Source organism: Bacillus sp. YC2, from assembly GCF_019891195.1.
GTDB lineage: Bacteria > Bacillota > Bacilli > Bacillales > Bacillaceae > Bacillus.
In genome coordinates, this window is record NZ_JAHXDO010000001.1 from 130,436 (window position 1) to 147,936 (window position 17,501).

At 46.3% G+C, this 17,501-nt stretch carries 17 protein-coding genes and 1 pseudogene; 4 read left to right on the forward strand and 14 right to left on the reverse strand.

Features of this window, described 5'->3' with window-relative positions:
- The first annotated feature begins 61 nt into the window (after positions 1–61).
- Positions 62–562: a phosphatidylglycerophosphatase A family protein gene (locus tag KY305_RS00635; protein ID WP_223061595.1), complete on the forward strand. Its 501-nt coding sequence runs from the start codon at positions 62–64 to the stop codon at positions 560–562.
- Between the two features lie 28 nt (positions 563–590).
- Here the strand turns inward: KY305_RS00635 and KY305_RS00640 are convergent, their stop codons facing one another.
- From KY305_RS00640 to lipA, 4 genes are all read right to left on the reverse strand, one after another.
- Complete coding sequence (locus KY305_RS00640) at positions 591–1,361, reverse strand: TIGR01457 family HAD-type hydrolase (RefSeq protein WP_223060914.1); 771 nt, start codon at positions 1,359–1,361, stop codon at positions 591–593.
- Between the two features lie 33 nt (positions 1,362–1,394).
- The gene (locus KY305_RS00645) at positions 1,395–1,829 is read right to left on the reverse strand and encodes a DUF86 domain-containing protein (protein WP_223060915.1); all 435 of its coding nucleotides are present in this window, start codon (positions 1,827–1,829) and stop codon (positions 1,395–1,397) included.
- A gap of 24 nt (positions 1,830–1,853) precedes the next feature.
- Complete coding sequence (locus tag KY305_RS00650) at positions 1,854–2,129, reverse strand: YutD family protein (protein WP_003151928.1); 276 nt, start codon at positions 2,127–2,129, stop codon at positions 1,854–1,856.
- Between the two features lie 217 nt (positions 2,130–2,346).
- Positions 2,347–3,243: a lipoyl synthase gene (lipA, locus tag KY305_RS00655; protein ID WP_003222888.1), complete on the reverse strand. Its 897-nt coding sequence runs from the start codon at positions 3,241–3,243 to the stop codon at positions 2,347–2,349.
- Positions 3,244–3,444: 201 nt separating this feature from the next.
- On the opposite strand from lipA, the gene lytH reads away from it, so the two are divergent.
- Positions 3,445–4,422 (forward strand): L-Ala--D-Glu endopeptidase, encoded by a 978-nt coding sequence (gene lytH, locus KY305_RS00660; protein WP_223060916.1) that lies wholly within the window; start codon positions 3,445–3,447, stop codon positions 4,420–4,422.
- 39 nt (positions 4,423–4,461) lie between these two features.
- Here lytH and yunB read toward each other — a convergent pair whose 3' ends face one another.
- The 7 genes from yunB to KY305_RS00695 all read right to left on the reverse strand — a co-directional run bounded on the left by yunB (position 4,462) and on the right by KY305_RS00695 (position 10,587).
- Positions 4,462–5,235, reverse strand: a complete 774-nt coding sequence (gene yunB, locus KY305_RS00665; protein WP_223060917.1) for a sporulation protein YunB — start codon at positions 5,233–5,235, stop codon at positions 4,462–4,464.
- Between the two features lie 66 nt (positions 5,236–5,301).
- Positions 5,302–5,607 (reverse strand): YunC family protein, encoded by a 306-nt coding sequence (locus KY305_RS00670; protein WP_223061596.1) that lies wholly within the window; start codon positions 5,605–5,607, stop codon positions 5,302–5,304.
- A 61-nt stretch (positions 5,608–5,668) separates the two neighbouring features.
- The gene (locus KY305_RS00675; RefSeq protein ID WP_223060918.1) at positions 5,669–7,057 is read right to left on the reverse strand and encodes a bifunctional metallophosphatase/5'-nucleotidase; all 1,389 of its coding nucleotides are present in this window, start codon (positions 7,055–7,057) and stop codon (positions 5,669–5,671) included.
- A 20-nt stretch (positions 7,058–7,077) separates the two neighbouring features.
- Positions 7,078–7,899, reverse strand: coding sequence for a sulfite exporter TauE/SafE family protein (locus KY305_RS00680; RefSeq protein WP_223060919.1), 822 nt, complete (start codon positions 7,897–7,899; stop codon positions 7,078–7,080).
- A 19-nt stretch (positions 7,900–7,918) separates the two neighbouring features.
- A complete protein-coding gene (locus tag KY305_RS00685) occupies positions 7,919–8,770 on the reverse strand; it encodes a DUF72 domain-containing protein (protein WP_223061597.1) in 852 nt (283 codons plus the stop codon).
- 26 nt (positions 8,771–8,796) lie between these two features.
- Positions 8,797–9,150 carry a YunG family protein gene (locus tag KY305_RS00690; RefSeq protein ID WP_223060920.1) on the reverse strand — a complete coding sequence of 118 codons (354 nt, stop codon included), beginning with the start codon at positions 9,148–9,150 and terminating at the stop codon, positions 8,797–8,799.
- A gap of 72 nt (positions 9,151–9,222) precedes the next feature.
- The gene (locus KY305_RS00695) at positions 9,223–10,587 is read right to left on the reverse strand and encodes an allantoinase (RefSeq protein ID WP_223060921.1); all 1,365 of its coding nucleotides are present in this window, start codon (positions 10,585–10,587) and stop codon (positions 9,223–9,225) included.
- Between the two features lie 181 nt (positions 10,588–10,768).
- On the opposite strand from KY305_RS00695, the gene KY305_RS00700 reads away from it, so the two are divergent.
- A complete protein-coding gene (locus KY305_RS00700) occupies positions 10,769–12,364 on the forward strand; it encodes a PucR family transcriptional regulator (protein ID WP_223060922.1) in 1,596 nt (531 codons plus the stop codon).
- A gap of 641 nt (positions 12,365–13,005) precedes the next feature.
- On the opposite strand, the gene KY305_RS00705 is transcribed toward KY305_RS00700, so the two are convergent.
- Positions 13,006–14,415, reverse strand: coding sequence for a hypothetical protein (locus KY305_RS00705; protein WP_262417513.1), 1,410 nt, complete (start codon positions 14,413–14,415; stop codon positions 13,006–13,008).
- Positions 14,416–14,934: 519 nt separating this feature from the next.
- Positions 14,935–15,116 (reverse strand): annotated as a pseudogene (locus KY305_RS19830) (hypothetical protein); the annotation flags it as partial.
- A gap of 113 nt (positions 15,117–15,229) precedes the next feature.
- On the opposite strand from KY305_RS19830, the gene bglS reads away from it, so the two are divergent.
- Positions 15,230–15,961: a beta-glucanase gene (gene bglS, locus KY305_RS00715; RefSeq protein ID WP_223060925.1), complete on the forward strand. Its 732-nt coding sequence runs from the start codon at positions 15,230–15,232 to the stop codon at positions 15,959–15,961.
- Positions 15,962–16,266: 305 nt separating this feature from the next.
- Here bglS and KY305_RS00720 read toward each other — a convergent pair whose 3' ends face one another.
- Positions 16,267–17,463, reverse strand: coding sequence for an MFS transporter (locus KY305_RS00720; RefSeq protein WP_223061598.1), 1,197 nt, complete (start codon positions 17,461–17,463; stop codon positions 16,267–16,269).
- Positions 17,464–17,501: the final 38 nt, after the last annotated feature.

A 17,501-nucleotide genomic window follows, 5' to 3' on the forward strand; every position in this document is an offset into this window, starting at 1 on the left:
GAGAGGAGAAACATCGGACCGGATGTTGTATAAACTAGTAAAAAAAGATTGGGTGAAGCAAATGTCAGAAAAAGAGCAGCTGAATCAGGTGGAAGCCGTCGCCAGAACGCGGTTAAAAGAACGGGGGGTAGAGGTGGCCGATATTGCCGAGCTTGTGTTTTTTCTCCAGAAACAATATCATCCCGATTTGACTATGGAGGAATGTAAGCTGAATGTAAACCGGGTCATCGCAAAACGAGAGGTGCAAAATGCCATTTTAACAGGGATTGAATTAGACATACTCGCCGAGCAAAAAAAGCTGTCTGAGCCGCTTCAGACCATTTTGGCGATTGATGAAAGCCTGTATGGGGTTGACGAGGTGCTCGCCTTCTCTATCGTAAATATATACGGTTCCATCGGCTTTACAAACTACGGCTACATTGATAAGGAAAAACCGGGCATCCTCGCACGGTTAAATGATAAGTCAACGGGCGAATGTCATACTTTTCTCGATGATATTGTCGGAGCGATCGCCGCCGCGGCATCAAGCAGGCTGGCACATCGCGCAAGAAATACAGAATAAGGGCGGCCGAACGGCCGCCCCTTTTTTCTTACATATATTCAAGCCATTCCGTTAAAGAATCGACCGCATGCGTCGGCTTCGTGTCATAATCAGCCATATGCTCCCGCTTCGTCACGCCGGTATGAACGAGCAGCGTGTCCATTCCCGCATTGATGCCGGCCATAATATCGGTCGCGTAATTATCACCGACCATCAGCGTTTCAGAAATATCCGTTCCGAGCACACGCATCGCCTGTTCCATAATGATGGATTCAGGCTTCCCGATAAACACGGGCTGCACGCCTGTTGATACCGTCAATACGGATGTAAGCGAGCCGTTTCCCGGCAAAAGCCCTCTTTCTGTCGGGATGGCAACATCACCGTTTGTTGATATAAACCGGGCGCCGTTTCTGATGGCAAGGCATCCGGTCGCCAATTTTTCGTATGTAATGCCGCGGTCTATTCCCACGACGACAAAGTCAGCGTTTTCTTCTCCGAAGCTCAGGCCGTTTTCTTCAATCGCCCGGCGGATGCCTTCTTCGCCGATGACATATACCGAAGCGCCTTTTTTCTGCTGGGCGATATGCTGCGCAGTCGCCATGCTTGTCGTGAAAACCTGCTCTTCGGATGCCGGAATGTCGAAGCTCATTAATTTGTCGGCCACCTGCTTCGGCGTCCGTGATGAATTGTTTGTCACAAATAAATACGGAATGCCGCGCGCTTTGAGTGTTCTCACAAATTCACACGCTTCTTCGATTTTTTCGGTTCCGTTGTACATTGTGCCGTCCAAGTCAATTAAATATCCTTTATATGCTTTCATGCTCAACACTCCTGTGGATTTTCTTTCTCGTTGTTATTTAAAAGCGGAAACAGGGCCGAGCTCCGTTTCAAGGTAAGTTCTCACGCGTGCCGGAAAGGCTCGGAGCACGTCCAGGTTTGCCGTGACGAGCGCAAACAGCTCCTTGTGATCAGCTTTTTGATATTCCTGTACCAGCTGCTTCCGGCAGGAAATCAATCGCTTCAGCCGGCTTCCGTCTTCTTCCGTTACGACTTTTTCATCAGTAAGAATATCCATGATATCATCGTAGCTGCCCGGGTCACGCATAATAAAGCCGTCAATCATATCATTTCCGACATCGAGAATGCACTCGATCATGAGATGGCCGATGCGCTCAAGCGCCCTTTTTTCAATTTCGGTTTGCCAATCCGTCTGGCTGTTAAACAGTGCCAGCTGGCTTTCGAAAAATCGGAGTGTTTGTTCGATCTTATTTCTGTCAACAAAATACACGTGACAGCATCCCCTTTGCATGTATTATTTTCTGATCCGTTTCAAGACAAAATACGCGCATCCGAAATTGCAGTATTCGTAAATGTACTCGTCTAATGTGCTGATTTTCGTTTCAAAGGTTGCCTTTTGATTCTGGTCATCAAAGAAGCCTTTGAGCCGCAGCTGACTGTATCCCCAGTCTCCCACAATGTAGTCATATTTATTTAATATGTCTGAATAGCGGGCTTTGAACGCTTCTTCATTAAAGCCGTTTTTAAAATCATGAACGAGTTCAAACTCGGCATTTTGAATAAGAATCATGTCTTCACCTCTTTTATCACTCTTTACTATCATAATTCATTGACTTCTGTCCATCAATTGCAAAATCAGGCGAATCGAGCGGACAGGAAATTTTCATTCCTTTTCTATCCAGTTTAACGGTTCAGCCGATCCTTATTCAAGATGCCGTGTATGAAGAAAAAAATAAACCATCACAAAAACCCAAAACCTGCGGCGTTTTGGGTTTTCGGGGCTTATATTATGCCTGGGCCTGGCGTTTTTTAGACGCTTCGTTTACTTGTTCATCCGCATGGTAAGACGAGCGGACTAGCGGGCCGGCTTCACAGTGGCTGAAGCCTTTCTGCATAGCGATTTCTTTTAATTCAGCAAATTCGTCCGGATGGTAATATTTTTGGACTTTTAAGTGTTTTTTCGTCGGCTGCAGATATTGGCCGATCGCCATGATATCTACGTTGTTCGCCAACAGGTCGTCCATCACTTCAATAATCTCTTCCTTTGTTTCCCCGAGACCGATCATGATGCTTGATTTTGTCGGGATGTCAGGCTGCATTTCTTTCGCCCGGCGTAAAAATTCTAATGAACGGTCATACGTTGCGCGGGCACGGACTCTCGGCGTCAGGCGGCGAACCGTTTCAATGTTGTGGTTTAAAATATCAGGACGGGTGTCCATTAATGTTTTCAGGTTGTCGTAGTTTCCGCCCATATCAGATGGAAGGACTTCGATCGTAGTGAACGGGCTTTTTCTGCGGATGGCGCGAACCGTTTCCGCGAAGATACCTGCTCCGCCGTCTTTCTGATCATCACGCGCTACGGCTGTGATGACGGCGTGTTTTAAGTTCATCAGGGCGACTGAATCGGCCACGCGTTCCGGCTCCTGCAAATCAAGCTCTGTCGGAAGGCCTGTTTTTACCGCGCAGAAGCGGCAGGCTCTCGTACAAACAGACCCGAGAATCATAAATGTCGCCGTACGTCTGACAGCCCAGCATTCATGAATGTTCGGGCATTTTGCTTCTTCACATACGGTATGCAGGTTATTTTCACGCATTAATTTTTTCAGGCCCGTATAGTTTTCATTCGTGTTCAGCTTTATTTTGAGCCATTCAGGCTTTCTCAGATGCTCGTCTTTCTTCGCCATTTCCCCATCATCTCCATTATCCCTGTATTCGTTTTCTTGTGCGAAAAATTTCTATTTCACGATGGATGCAAAACTTGCGGTTTTCTATTCATTAGTCACTTTAACATAGGAAAAATTTCTCGACAAGGGAAGAGAATTACTCACATTTTATTGAATTGTTGCCGCAAACTATTTGTATTCAATATGAAAGGAGATCATGTTGTGAAAGTTCTGTTTTCTGTTCTTCTCCTTTTGTCCTTTTTCTGCCCGGCTGCTGCCGGGAAAGAACAATCTGACTCCGTTTTTGCCAAGCGGATGGAATTGTACCGCAAAGCCGAAGCGGTCACTCAGATTCCTTGGTACGTGCTTGCAGCTGTTGATCAATATGAAGAAAACGTTCGGGATAATAGAAAAGACTTGCCTGAAAAAGCCGGAATCATCAGCATTTATATTCCAGATCACATATGGAGCGGGCCGGAAAATCCAAATCCAAAGGATGACGCGCCGCTCAGTATTAAAGTATTTGACGGAATCGGCTTGGACGGCGACGGCGATGGAAAAGCCGAGGTAAGTAATGACGAGGATATCCTTTATACGTTTGCGCACTATTTAATGACATTCGGGACGGATCTTGACCATATCCGCATCGGCCTCTGGAATTATTACGGCCGGGATCAGACGGTCGGCATCATCAGCGAATTTATAAAATTGTTCAAAACGTTCGGGCGCATTGATCTCGGAGAGCATGCCTTTCCGCTGCCCGTTAAAACGGATTACAGCTACCGGAGCACATGGGGAGCCGCGCGGGGCTTTGGCGGGAGGCGGATTCACGAAGGGACGGACCTTTTCGCCCATTACGGGCTTCCCGTCAGATCCACCTGCTACGGAATCGTTGAAATGAAAGGCTGGAATCGCTTCGGAGGCTGGAGAATCGGCATCAGGGACATTCATAATACGTATCACTATTTTGCCCATCTGAACGGCTTTGCAAAAGGGGTTCAGAAAGGCCAGATCGTCAAGCCGGGAGAGGTGATCGGTTCTGTCGGAAGCTCCGGCTACGGCCCGCCGGGCACCGCGGGGAAATTTCCGCCGCATCTTCATTACGGCATGTATAAGGATAACGGCCGGACGGAGTGGTCCTTTGATCCGTATCCGCATTTAAGGGCATGGGAACGAAACGAGATACGCAAGAAAAAATGAACACACAGCCGCCGGGAAGAAAAAAGCGGCTGTGTGTTTTTATTTGCCTTTATCGGTTCCGGATTTCTCCTGTTTTTCACTCGGCAGCTGCACGGAAGGCGTCACGCCAGATCCGCCGCTTCCGTTATAAAATTGCGGCACCTCTCCTTGGATCGCTTTGATCGAGACGGGAATGTTATTTGTGACAACTGAGGTTTCGCTGGCAAACGGTATGATGACTTTCACTTTAATTTCCACAAAAATACTGATATCAATGAGGGCATTGTTAATGCCGTACGGCTTAATTTTTGTTTTTACATCCGTTAATGCGTCACCGATCAGATTAAAACGGACGGGAATTTTCGGCCCCAGATTTCCGAGAATGCTGTTTCCCGTGACTTGCCCTAACGGGATATTGATCATAATATTATCGGCGGTTTTGCTGTCTTTTTTTGTTTCATGCTGCTTATTGTGCGATTCCGCTTCCTTCAAATGGGCTTGGAGCTGCTTTGTCACCTTTGTCTTCATACTGTTGACCACTTGAGTATTAAAATCCATTGTGGTGACTTTTCCGTTTTCGTCCGTTTTCATATCCACCATATCTTTCACATTATCGCTATGGGACATATATTCTTCAATTGATTCCTGAATGACCTCTGTCGCCACACGCTTTGTTTCCATTTCTCCGATGTTCATAAGCACCGGTTTTATCGAGACGTTGATCATCCAAAGGCTGATTGCAGTCGATATGATGAAAAAGACAAACGACAAAAGCATCACATATCGAAAAGGCAAAGGCCCTCTCTTGCGAAGAGGGCCCCGGTATCTAGGCAAGAAAATCCCCCCTTACATATCACAATGTATGCTTGTAAGGAGGGACATAGTAATAGCCGGGCTAATTTATTTTGCCATTTTCAGCAGCGCTTCTCTCCCCTTCATGCCCGCATGAATGCCGAGATCTTTTGCCGCAAAGGTGACGGACTCTAAAGGGGCGTCCAAAAGCTGTTCAATGGTGCGGACACCGACGGCGCGGCCGGCAATAATGCCGCGTTCCTTTAATTTGTCGTTTAAGAGGGCAATATCAAGCGCTCCGCACATAATGTATCCATATTCACACGTGACAGCCATAAAGTTTGTTTTGGGAAGCTGGATTGTGACGGCGGTAAACGGCGTTCCATCTATGAAAATCGGTGTCATATTGACCAAATCAGCCACTCCCTTCTCCTTACTTTATGATGAGAAGGGCGGCTTGTTGCAGGTTTTCCGACTATTGAGCAAGCTTCCAGGCGAGGAGATCTCTTAAAAATTCCGGCATAAAATATTGTTTTTCTTTTGCATCGCGTATATAAGGAAACAGTTTTCCCAGTGTAAACATATCAAGAACCGCGACTGAGTACATCCGGTCTTCAACGATTTCTTCTCCGTTCACTTTCACATTGATAAGATGAGTCACACCGTCATCAAGCACATCTGTCTGCACCTCTGCTCCGGCGTACACCATCTTGCCCATGACTTCCCCGCGAAAGCCGAGTCCTTTAATCCGCAGCTGCTCTATTTTTTCTGCTGCAGCCTGTCCGATCGTTTCTTTCAGTTCCTTGCCAGAAAGGCGCACGGCGACCGGATTAATCGGATGGGGGCAGATGCGGTGCAAGTCAAGCTTTGTTACAGGTCCCGCCTTTAACGGCCCCAAAATGACGCCTGAGTTCACCATGCTGACTTCACAGCCGCACCAGTTTTTCAGCGCATCAGCCAAAAGCAGCGGGAGCGGTGATTCCTCAAACCAGTTCACGCCCGCCTCTTCTTTCAGATCAGCAATCTGCACAGAAAGGATGTTTTCAGCTTCCTGCTCCTTTTCTTTCAAAAAGGCCTTCGTATCCTCGGATTCCCCGGGCCATTCCGACATTTTTTCGACCGACGCTTGTTTATGAACGATGCACCGCTTTTCACCGTCTATCGTCAGCTCGACGCAGCCGACATAGTTCCCGTACTTTTCCGCACATGCCAGCAGGACGCCGTTGACCGTTTGCCCATCCGCCAGCAGATGGTGTGTATGTGATTCGAGAATAACATCAATACCGGGAAATTCCTCGGCGGCTTCCCGATCATCTATCAAGCCTAAATGCGACAGAAGAATGATAATATCCGCTTTTCCTCTGACTGCGTCAAGTGATTCTTTAATGCTTTCTGAAGCATCGGTCACCGCCCAGCCGAGTTTTTCATACACGGGATAATATGGCACCGTGACGCCGAGCACGGCGATGGTCATTCCGTTTTTCAGCGTTTTGACGAGATAAGGAACAGCCCATCGGGGGCGATTTCCGTCCGTATCAAACAGATTGGAAACAATCACGGGAAACGCGGCATGATCATATAAGTCTGCCAGCTCATCATGCGGCAGCGTGATTCCTTCATTATTGCCGATGGCGGCAGCATCAATCTCAAGGCGGTTTAACAGATCGACATTCGCCTTTCCGTAAGTCGCTTCCGTTATGAATTGGAAGCGGTCCATGTGGTCCCCGATATCAAATACGAGTGTTTCCTCCCCATCCCTTGCATGCATTTTTTTCTTTTGTTCGATGTAATGTACGATTTTCGGCCAATTTTCAAAATGGCTGTGCAAATCATTCGTATGATATAAACGGAGCTTCTCCAACATACAATCTCTCCCTCATTCTTTTAGCTGAATATTCCTTGATACATTAATTCACAGCCGATCAAAATTAATACGATCCGCATGAGGAGCACGATCGTTTTCGTTTGCACCCGCTTATTGACCCACGCGCCCATTTTTCCGCCGAACCAAGCGCCCGGCACGAGGCATAACGCATACAGCCAATTGACATGACCCTCTGCAATATGTGACACGGAGCCTGTCACAGAGGATAAGAAAATAATCAGCATCGACGTCGCCACTGCGACCTTCGGCGGGAATAAAAACAGCAGCATCATGGCCGGAACCATAAGAGAGCCGCCTCCAATGCCGAAAAGACCTCCCAATAAGCCGACAAAAAAAGCAATCACTATACCGGTAAAAACACGGTACGAATATGTATAAACCTCTCCTGATTCGTCCTGATACGTGCGGATCATGCCATTATGCTCTTTATTGACCGGTTTTGCTTTCACCTTCAGCATTAATGTGATGGAAATGATAATCATAAAAAGTCCGAACCAGACAGAAAACGTATGAGCATTAAAAAGTTTAGACAAATACGCCCCGATGATACTTCCCGGGCCTGAGCCGATGAAAAAAATCAGCCCGCTTTTGTAATCAACGGTTTTATATTTCATATAGGCAAGCGTTGATGAAAGCCCTGTGAAAATAATCACCAAAAGCGATGTCCCGATTGCAATCTGCGGCGTCACGTCATGAAAAAACGAGGTCATCGTGCTTAAATAGAGCATCGCCGGCACGATGATGATTCCTCCGCCAAGCCCGATCAGACTTCCGACCGTTCCTGCGATAAAACCCAGTAAAATTAAAATAAGATAAGACATGTATCGTGAAACCTCTTTTCTAGCTGAATAAATCGAGCTGCTTCGGCGAAAGCCCGGTATATTGAATATTTAACATTTCAAGCATCTGCATGCCGTTATCTGCAGCGTCACCGCCCGAATTATTGTTAAACAGCACATATAAATTGCGCGACTGTTTTTCCAGCTTTTGAAGATTGTTTGTCCAATCTTCAAGCTCCTGTTTGTTGTAGCGGTATAAATATCTGACCTCACGCCAGTTTTGGCCGCCGTCAGGTTTGATCCAGCCCTGCTTATTCCGGCCGTGAAACCGGACTAGCGTTTTCTCTTCATCAGTTGCTTTCAGCACGGTCGGAATGCTGCCCTCTCCGATCTGCGGCTCGTCGCAGATGCTGTGTATCCAGCCTTCCGCTTTCATAAAGGAAAGCGTCTGTTCATAAAATTGGGGCGAAAACCATGACCGATTGCGGAATTCAAGCGCGCATGGGATATCACCCATCTGATGTCTGCACCACCGCAAATAAGCGACGTTTTCTTTCTTACAGTCAAACCACGGCGGGAACTGGAACAGCACCATGGCAAGCTTGTTATGCTGTACATACGGCGTCAATGACAGCTTAAACGCCGCAAACATGTCTTCCTTCGTTTCATACGGAATATCGCCGCGCTGATGGCCCGTCATTCCTTGATATGCCTTAATCACAAACTGAAAGGATTCAGGCGTTTCCTTGACCCATTTTTCATTATTGCGGGCTGGCTGAATGGCATAAAAACTCGCGTCCAGTTCGACGATAGGAAAGTGGGATGAATAAGCCTGCAGTTTTTGCTGGCTTGCTGTTTTGGGCGGATAGATGCTGTCATGATCCCCCCATCCCGTCAGTCCGATATAAATCACATTCATTCACCTCTCATCCTAGTTTATCACAGGTGTTTTTCTCTTTCCTTTTCCATGTTTTTTCTGAATGCTTTTTTGAGATGCCGGTATTGTTTCTCATTGGTGTCCGAAAATGCTTCACTTCTGGAAGAAGGGGTATGCCGGTACACGATCGGCTCTTGAAACTGGCTTTCCGTAAAATCATAAATCTCCCCATTTATTCGGTTGTAAAAATGCCAGCTGTCTCCTGTTTTGGTTTTGAGAATGGCACCGCCATAAACATCTTGGATGACTAGAGCCGTCACGCCGCACTGGCCTTTGGCCGGGCATTCTTCAGTCCATTTTGAGCTTGTCTTTCGCGACCAAGATGCCGTTAATATGTTCATGATTTGATCATACAATGTGATTTGCTCCTTTTTATAAAAAGATACCACGATAACCGCTTTCAAAACGATAAAAAAAGCCGCTCCCCGTCAGAGGATCGGCTTAATTTTTTCAGATGGAATCAGAAATGTTCCGGAGGCGCCGCTGTCTTTAATTTGGCCATCCTGATACACACATCGCCCCCTGCTGTATGTCGCAGCGATACGGTAAGGAAAGGTATGGCCTTCGTACAAGCTTTGTTTATGTTTGGCAAACATCGTCTCTTTTGTTACGGTGCAGGGTTCCGGCTGCACGATGGTAAAATCAGCATCGCATCCCGCTTCAAGCCGGCCCTTTTTCGTCAGCCCGAAGCGCTTTGCAGGACCGGCCGCCGTCCATTCGGCAACCGTTTCAAAAGGAATTCCCCGTTCAAGCGCCAATTGAATCATGCTGAGCAGCGTAAATTGGCCTCCGCTGATTCCTCCCCACGACAGAAACATGTTATCCTCGCGTTTGAGGGACGGATGGCAGGGCGAATGATCAGAAGACACCATATCAACCAGCCCCGCGGCCAGCATATCGATCAATTCTTCTTTATCTGCTTCCGAACGGAGCGGCGGAGCGCATTTGGCGGCCGCTCCTTTTCGTCGGAAGTCTTCATGGCTGAACAATAAATAGTGCGGGCACGTTTCAACGGTGATATCCGCGCCGTCTTCTTTCGCCTGCTGAATCAAAAGCACGGCTCTTTTCGTGCTGATATGTACAAAATGGAGCGGGCATCCGGTTGCTTTTGCATATTCTATGGCGCGCTGCACGGCCTCGCATTCGGCTTCTTCGGGCCGGGAGGAAGCATAGGCGTCCGCATCAATTTTTCCTTGCAAAGCATACTCTGCCTCCAAGAAACGGGTCAGGGCATCACTTTCCGCATGGAGGGCCAAAATTTTCCCGCAGGCCGCGATTTCTTTCATTCCCTTTAAAAGAGTCCGCTCATCGGCTGAATGGAATTCCTCGGTGCCTGATTTTGATAAAAATGCTTTAAAGCCGATGGCCCCGGCCTCTGCCATCCGCCGGATATCTTTCGTGTGCCCCGGAACCAATCCGCCCCAGAGCGCAAAATCGACCGCTGATTTCCGGCTTGCGATTTCCGCCTTTTGCAGCAGGTTTTCAGCGGTCACCGTAGACGGAATGCAATTCAGCGGCATATCAAAATATGTCGTACAGCCGCCCGCGGCCATCATATTCGATCCGGTCTCAATGCCTTCCCAATCGTCACGTCCGGGTTCGTTGAAATGCACATGGCAGTCAACCGATCCCGGAAACACATACATGCCGTGTGCCTGCACCACTTTGTCCGATTTTTCATTAATGAGGGGGCCGATCATAGCAATCTCTCCGTCCTTTACGGCGATGTCGGCTTGCTGGACCCCATCTTTTCTTACAGCCTTCGCACCCTTTACAATTACATCATAGGCCATTTCATATTCCTCCCTGTAAGGATGACGATTTTTCGTGTCAGTTTTTGTACCGAAATGCGTCTATTATTTTCAGTTTACTGCTACTATGTTCGTATGACATCAGCAAAACCGCTATAAATTTTCATGATTTTTATTCATATTAACCAATGGTTGTCTTTAGAACCGGAAAGGAGAATGATTAATGAATATTTATGATGTGATGAAGATTCCCGCTTATGACCGCGCATCATTACTTGCAGGCAAGTCCGGCGGCTGGAGGGAGGTCCAGCACGTCAATATGATGGACGCCCCTGACATCGCTGATTTTTTACATAAAAACGAATTGCTCGTCACCACGGCATATCACTTGAAGGACCGCCCGGAGCTTTTGAGAGACTTAATCCGCCATATGGCAAAACGGGGCTGCGCGGGGCTCGGGATTAAAACGAAGCGTTATCTCGATGTGATTCCGAAAGATATTGCGGAGCTTGCAGATCAATATGAGTTTCCGATTATTGAGCTTCCGGAGGACGTGAGGCTCGGAGATATCGTCAACGCCACGCTGAGCCATATTCTTGATATGCGCTCAAACGAACTGCAGCAGGCGATTTACGCCCATAAAAAATTCACAAACCATATTATGAGCGGCAAAGGCCTGCAATCATTGCTGAAAAAGCTCTCAGCCATTCTCCGGCTTCCTGTGCTGCTCTTGGATCAGCATACAAAACTTATGTCGTCGTCCCACCACACATCCATTGACACAGCTTCACTGAAAAATACCCTTTATTCTCTTTCCGGCCCTTTCTTCACCTGCTTTTCCATGCTGTCCGACCGGAAGGCATATTCTGTCCTGCCGATTCTCCATTATGAAAAAAACTCCGGCTTCTTGGTCGTGCCTGAGCTGGTGCAGCCAGCCGATAAGGGCATGATTTTAACGATCGAACAGGCAGCCAATGTGATTTCCTTTGAACTGCTGAAAGAAAATGCCTTGAAGCAATTCAGCAGACGGGCCCGCAATGAATTTTTCAGTAATTTCATTGAGCGCTCGTTCACAGGCCATGAAGAAATCAAAAGCCGCGCCAAAGAATTCCGGCTCCGCTGGGATCAAAAATACATGTGCATTGCAGGCAAGCTTGACCGAAACGATAAAACGATCAGCTTTACCGAAAATCAGCTTGCTTCTGACAATGTGTTTGATTTGCTCGAAGGTGAACTGTCAGCTTTTCCATTTCCGCCTCACCTCTTCATTAAAGGAAACGTCGGTATTCTTTTAATAGAAGCGACAGACAGCTGGAATGAAATGCACGCATCGGTCATCAGTTTTTTAGAGCAGTTTCAAGCACAGGTCAGAGCGCAGTTTAAACGGACGGTTTCCTTTGGCGTCAGCAACATCTGCCAGCGGCTGATCGATGTGCCCGATGCTTTTACTGAAGCTTCAGACGCGCTCTCGTCAGGCCACCTGTCCAGAAGCGCAGGATTTATTCAAATCTATCACGCTAAAGATGTGCCTGAGCTTCTTCGTCTGCTCCCGGCGGAGGATTTGAAAAAGTTTTATCACTCCACCCTCCAGAGCCTGGCCGACCGGCAGCAGGAAGACCAAAGCCTGCTTCATACGCTGTCAGTCTATTTGGAGACTCACTGCCAAATATCGGAGACCGCCAAGCGTCTGTATGTACACAGAAATACAGTGATCTACCGTTTAGAAAAATGCGAAGAACTGCTCGGAAAAAGTTTAAAAGATCCGGAGACAACGATGCGCCTGCGGCTCGCGCTGAGGATGCAGCGGCTCACCAGTTAATACTCTGACACAAAAGAAACTTTAATTAGAGATCCGTTCATAAAATACGATTGTTTCAGAAATAGTGTCCAATGACATTCCCTCCTTGCCCGACAGCAGCCGGCCGTTATTTGTCTATTGACATATCGGCTGGACTTATGTAAACAAGGACGAAGCATACGGAGAGGTATGTTGGCGAAGAAAAGGTGCGCGATATTGCCGGTTCTGTATTCCACGAGCGTGAAACGCCTTCGATTCATCACTTCATCTGCCTGATCGGGTGCAGAATGTTAATGGGTTTGCATAGCTTCTTCACGTCACCTTCCAATCTCAAAATCATACGTGCGATCCTGTCGTCGATGAGATCCTGAAGGATACACAGAGCCGATCCGCCATTCGCGTTCCAGCGCTTGTTTGAAGACGAGCGGAAGCAACTTGAAACATATCTTGAGTGTTTGCTGCTGACTGAATACGAAACCGCATGCTAATGCTAAGAAAAACCAAGAATTCATTTATTGATGCTTTAAAACCCTTCTCTAACAAGGCCTTCAAGTTCATATGCAATCTTTCCGATATTCCGTGTATGCTGCAGCTCTTCTAAAATCAAACAAGCACCAAACAAAGAGTTCGTTTGGTGTTTCATTAAAATGATTTGATTTATTTTAAAAATAATGAGTGAAAGCATTTTCTTTTGAGCATAAGCTTGGATCCCGAAATAAAATATGGACGATCTTCTCCATTTCTTCTTCATCAAGGCGCCCAGGTAAGGGTTCTGACCAAGGATGAGCAATTTGAACCCACTTTCCCTTTTTGAACCATTTCACGCCGTTGATCTCTGATCGTTCTATCTCTTCAGGATGAGCTGCTGCGTGAGCTTGAAACCAATCTTCGATACGATCATCAATCCAGCCATGCAATCTCCAAAAAACAGGGTTGACGTGTGCTGAATAAGGATCACCCAAAAAGTCATAATGAGGCGCATCCCATTTACTATCTAAATCATCAGGGTTTTTTCTTCCATCCGGCAGCGCCTCACCCGAAATAGGATCTCTGGGAACCGAACTCCAGCGCATATGCATGTCATTATGGACGGTCCATTCAAGTAAAGATCCTAATTCCCCAAGTGTAAGGGTGCTGAGGTATTGCGGATTCTTAAATTCCCGGTCCCACCATTTCATCCGTGACCAATAGAAACCATCAGTCTTAAGATGCTTGATCCGTTTATTTAATGGTTCTTTACTGCTGTCCCAAGCCGGCGGAACAGCAAAGCCATCTGGGTTTCCTAATGGGAAATCCTCTTCTGAAACTGGTTTGTCTGGTATGGCGTCAATATCTAAAGATCCCGGAGCCGGAATTTCAGGCCACCCCAAAATAGGCTTGTCCATCATTGAATTGACCTTCTGAATCATTTTGCGGTGCATGTACAAAAAATCTTCTCCAGACCCGTTACGAATAAAAGGGGCGCCCGTACTGTTTATTGAAGGCCTTTCATCAGATTTTTCTCCCGGCTGCCAGCCTTTTTCTCTAACTTGCTTTCTTTTTTTCTCGCTCAGTATACACCAATTATCCCTAATGGAATGCCAAATAAAATGATGCAGCCGATGCTTTCTAGATGCAAGCATATGTAACACTTTATCCGGAAGCGGAATGACTTCGCGAACTTCCAAAAAGTCTCTTTGGACTGCAATAAAGGAAGCCGTCTCTCCTGCAGATTTTCCATCATGAGGTGCTGTTCTGATTAATGAACCAACAAGAACAGGTTTCTGCTCTATACCGCCTGACCATTCAGGCATGAAGTAACCAATAAAGTCATAAACCCAGCCGCTTGTCGGAGTTCCTTTTATTCCCTTTCCTTGACATCTGACATGACTTCCCTCTAAATATCCTTTTAAGGTAAGGCGATAATTGTTTTTAGGAGACAAAGTCAAGGACCCTCTAACGATTTGGGGAGCATTAGAAGATTCAAATACAAATTTCCCCTCACCAAACAGGAGCTGATTCACATCCTCCAGATGTTCAGTCCTATTATAAAAACTGCGGCAAACCCAAACACTGTTTGATAAATCCCCCATCAATATTCCTCCTAATCTTCAAAATTATGTATACTCCAGACTATGTTTAACAGCCTGGAGTTATACACCAGATGTTATTTTCTCTTGACCATACCGTGCTTCTTTACAATCGATAGGATCATTGAGGACGATTTGCAAAAATGAAAATATAAAGGAGAACTACTGAAACGCCGGGCCACCTCAAATTCCGCCGCAGGTCAGTCCCCGCTTTGACATAGCCCGGTCTCTCAGTCGGAGGTTGCCGAGCCTGACTCCTCACGCCTTATAAGCTTTCAGAATACTCATGAACTCAAAAAAGCTTTCAGAAAGACATTGTTTTCTCTACAAGCTGTAATGGAACAGGACTAAAACAAGTCTACTTATAGCGCTTATCCAATGGCTTGTACACCGATTAATAAAGTAAGGCTTAATGCTATTCCCCTCCATTTATCCATCACATATTAGTTTTGTTATCGCAGTTGGAAAGAAAAAAAGAGCCAATTTTAGGCTCATTCACATTGAAGCTTTATCATCTTATTTTTATGATCTGTGTCCACCTGTCAAACCTGCTCTATACAATGCTGTGCCTCCAGGCGTATAAGAAACAGCTCGCAATATCGCTTTTGATCCGTATTTGATTCTAATCCCATCCATCAACCCATGCTTTCTTCTTTCAAAGAGTCATCTTCAATATTAGACAGAATAACTGAGATACTTCGGACTTACAGGATTCTAATAAGAAGATTCGTTATTATCATTATTTTGACCGATGTTCCCTTTTAAAAGAATCATGTATGATCGATAAAGAAAACGCTTTCGAAAGAGGGATGCCAACATGTCTTATCCTATGAAACGAGTGTTGTTGCTTCTTGTCACTGGATTGTTTATGAGTTTGTCTGCAGTCACTTCTACTGCCTCGGCTCAAACAGGCGGATCGTTTTTTGACCCTTTTAACAGCTATAACCCCGGATTATGGCAAAAAGCAAATGGTTATTCGAATGGAAATATGTTCGACTGCACTTGGCGTGCTAATAACGTATCAATGACATCATTAGGTGAAATGCGTTTGGCGCTAACAAGCCCATCTTATAACAAGTTTGATTGCGGGGAAAACCGCTCTGTTCAAACATATGGCTATGGGCTTTATGAAGTCAGAATGAAACCAGCTAAAAACGCAGGGATCGTTTCATCGTTCTTCACTTACACAGGTCCAACGGAAGGAACTCCTTGGGATGAGATTGATATCGAATTTTTAGGAAAAGACACAACAAAGGTTCAATTTAACTATTATACAAATGGTGCAGGAAACCATGAGAAGATTGTGGATCTCGGATTTGATGCTGCCAATGCCTATCATACGTATGCGTTCGATTGGCAGCCAAACTCTATTAAATGGTATGTCGATGGGCAATTAAAACATACTGCGACAAGCCAAATTCCGACAACACCAGGAAAGATCATGATGAACTTGTGGAATGGTACGGGTGTCGATGAATGGCTCGGTTCCTACAATGGTGTAACACCGCTATACGCTCATTACGACTGGGTGCGTTATACAAAAAAATAATGTCACATGTGATAAGAGCCTGCTGCCAATATAGCCGGGCTCTTATGATTGTAATGAGAAGTTGTTTCACTAAAAATATCCTAGGTGAATGCCCGATAACATACAAATGAAAAAGTCATTCCTTATGATTTAGGAGCGGCATTATATTAAACATAAAAGGGGTCATTGGTACCCCTTTTATTTTATAATAAAGTGAATACATAAAAACCCTGGAATAACCCTTTACACTGTAAGGGGCTTTTTTCAATCAAACGACTGAAATTAGAGAAAAACGAAAAAGCCCCCGGCTCTCCGGAGGCTTTCGATTATCCTTCTTGCGTAAATGGCCGGGCTTGTTCTTTTCTGCTCCAGCTCAATGCAGCAAAAAAACTGATGACAAGAATGGCCGCACCAAGCATATACGGAATCTCCATATTAACGTCAAAGAGAAAACCGGCTGCTGACGGTCCGGCGATATTTGCCAAGCTGATAAATGAAGTATTCATCCCGCCGGCAAAGCCCTGCTGATCACCAGCTAGCTTTGACAGCATCGTATTGACTGCCGGCCGGAGCAGAGACGTCAGCATAAGAAAAAAGATAGCGGCCGCAAACACTGTCCAATATGAACCGGCAAACCGGCACCATACGAGTCCGGCAGCTGCTCCGATAAGGGTGGCGTTAATGACACGTTTCTCACCGAACTTGCGGACGAGAAAACTGACGCCGACAGCCTGCACAAAAACGCCGATAAGGCCGGCAACCGTAATAATGAAAGCAATGTCAGACGCTTTAAACCCATGCTTATGATCAACATAAAGGCCGAAAATCGATTCAAAGTTCATAATGCCGAAGTTAAGCACAAAAACCAAAATCAGCATAAATGCAAATGGCGATTTGAGCGCGCGTGACATTTGTTTCAGCAGATGTTCACGCTTTTCTCTTTTCGCGCGGGCTTCCAGCTGCTTTTCCCGGTCCAGCGTCTCGGGCAGAAAGAAAAATGAGAGCACCGTTGAAAAACAAGCAAGAATTGCGGACACAATGAACGGAACGGACATGCCGTAATGAATTAAGTAGCCGCCGACTCCCGGGCCGATCACGACTCCGAGTGTCATCGCCGCACTGAACAGCCCCATTCCTTTGCCCCGCTCTTCTTCCGTCGTAATATCCGCGATGTACGCAAACATGGACGGCATTAAAAATGCGGCGCCCATCCCGCCCAAGAGCCTGGACGCAAACAATTGCCACAGACTGCCGGCAAATGCAAATATCAATTGCGACACCGCAAACGCTGCAATGCCGAATATAATCAGTTTTCGCCGTCCGTATTTGTCGGTTATTTCCCCGGCAATAGGCGCAAATAAGAGCTGTGTAACCCCCGCCGCCGCGACAAGAAGGCCCATCGTACTCCCTGTTGCTCCGAATTCCGTTATATATGCAGGCATTATCGGAATAATCAGCCCGATTCCAAGCATTGCTATAAACATATTAAGCATTAAAATTGATAATCTGCCTATGTACGTCATCATGATTCACTACCTTCTCCCCAGACAAAACAGGCGAT

Bases quoted from the DNA above. Each gene is read 5' to 3' on its own strand.
- KY305_RS00635 (WP_223061595.1), top strand. From the start codon at position 62: ATGTCAGAAAAAGAGCAGCTGAATCAGGTGGAAGCCGTCGCCAGAACG.
- KY305_RS00640 (WP_223060914.1), bottom strand. From the start codon at position 1,361: ATGAAAGCATATAAAGGATATTTAATTGACTTGGACGGCACAATGTAC.
- KY305_RS00650 (WP_003151928.1), bottom strand. From the start codon at position 2,129: ATGATTCTTATTCAAAATGCCGAGTTTGAACTCGTTCATGATTTTAAA.
- lipA (WP_003222888.1), bottom strand. From the start codon at position 3,243: ATGGCGAAGAAAGACGAGCATCTGAGAAAGCCTGAATGGCTCAAAATA.
- KY305_RS00675 (WP_223060918.1), bottom strand. From the start codon at position 7,057: ATGTTGGAGAAGCTCCGTTTATATCATACGAATGATTTGCACAGCCAT.
- KY305_RS00680 (WP_223060919.1), bottom strand. From the start codon at position 7,899: ATGTCTTATCTTATTTTAATTTTACTGGGTTTTATCGCAGGAACGGTC.
- KY305_RS00695 (WP_223060921.1), bottom strand. From the start codon at position 10,587: ATGGCCTATGATGTAATTGTAAAGGGTGCGAAGGCTGTAAGAAAAGAT.
- KY305_RS00700 (WP_223060922.1), top strand. From the start codon at position 10,769: ATGAATATTTATGATGTGATGAAGATTCCCGCTTATGACCGCGCATCA.
- KY305_RS00705 (WP_262417513.1), bottom strand. From the start codon at position 14,415: ATGGGGGATTTATCAAACAGTGTTTGGGTTTGCCGCAGTTTTTATAAT.
- bglS (WP_223060925.1), top strand. From the start codon at position 15,230: ATGTCTTATCCTATGAAACGAGTGTTGTTGCTTCTTGTCACTGGATTG.
- KY305_RS00720 (WP_223061598.1), bottom strand. From the start codon at position 17,463: ATGACGTACATAGGCAGATTATCAATTTTAATGCTTAATATGTTTATA.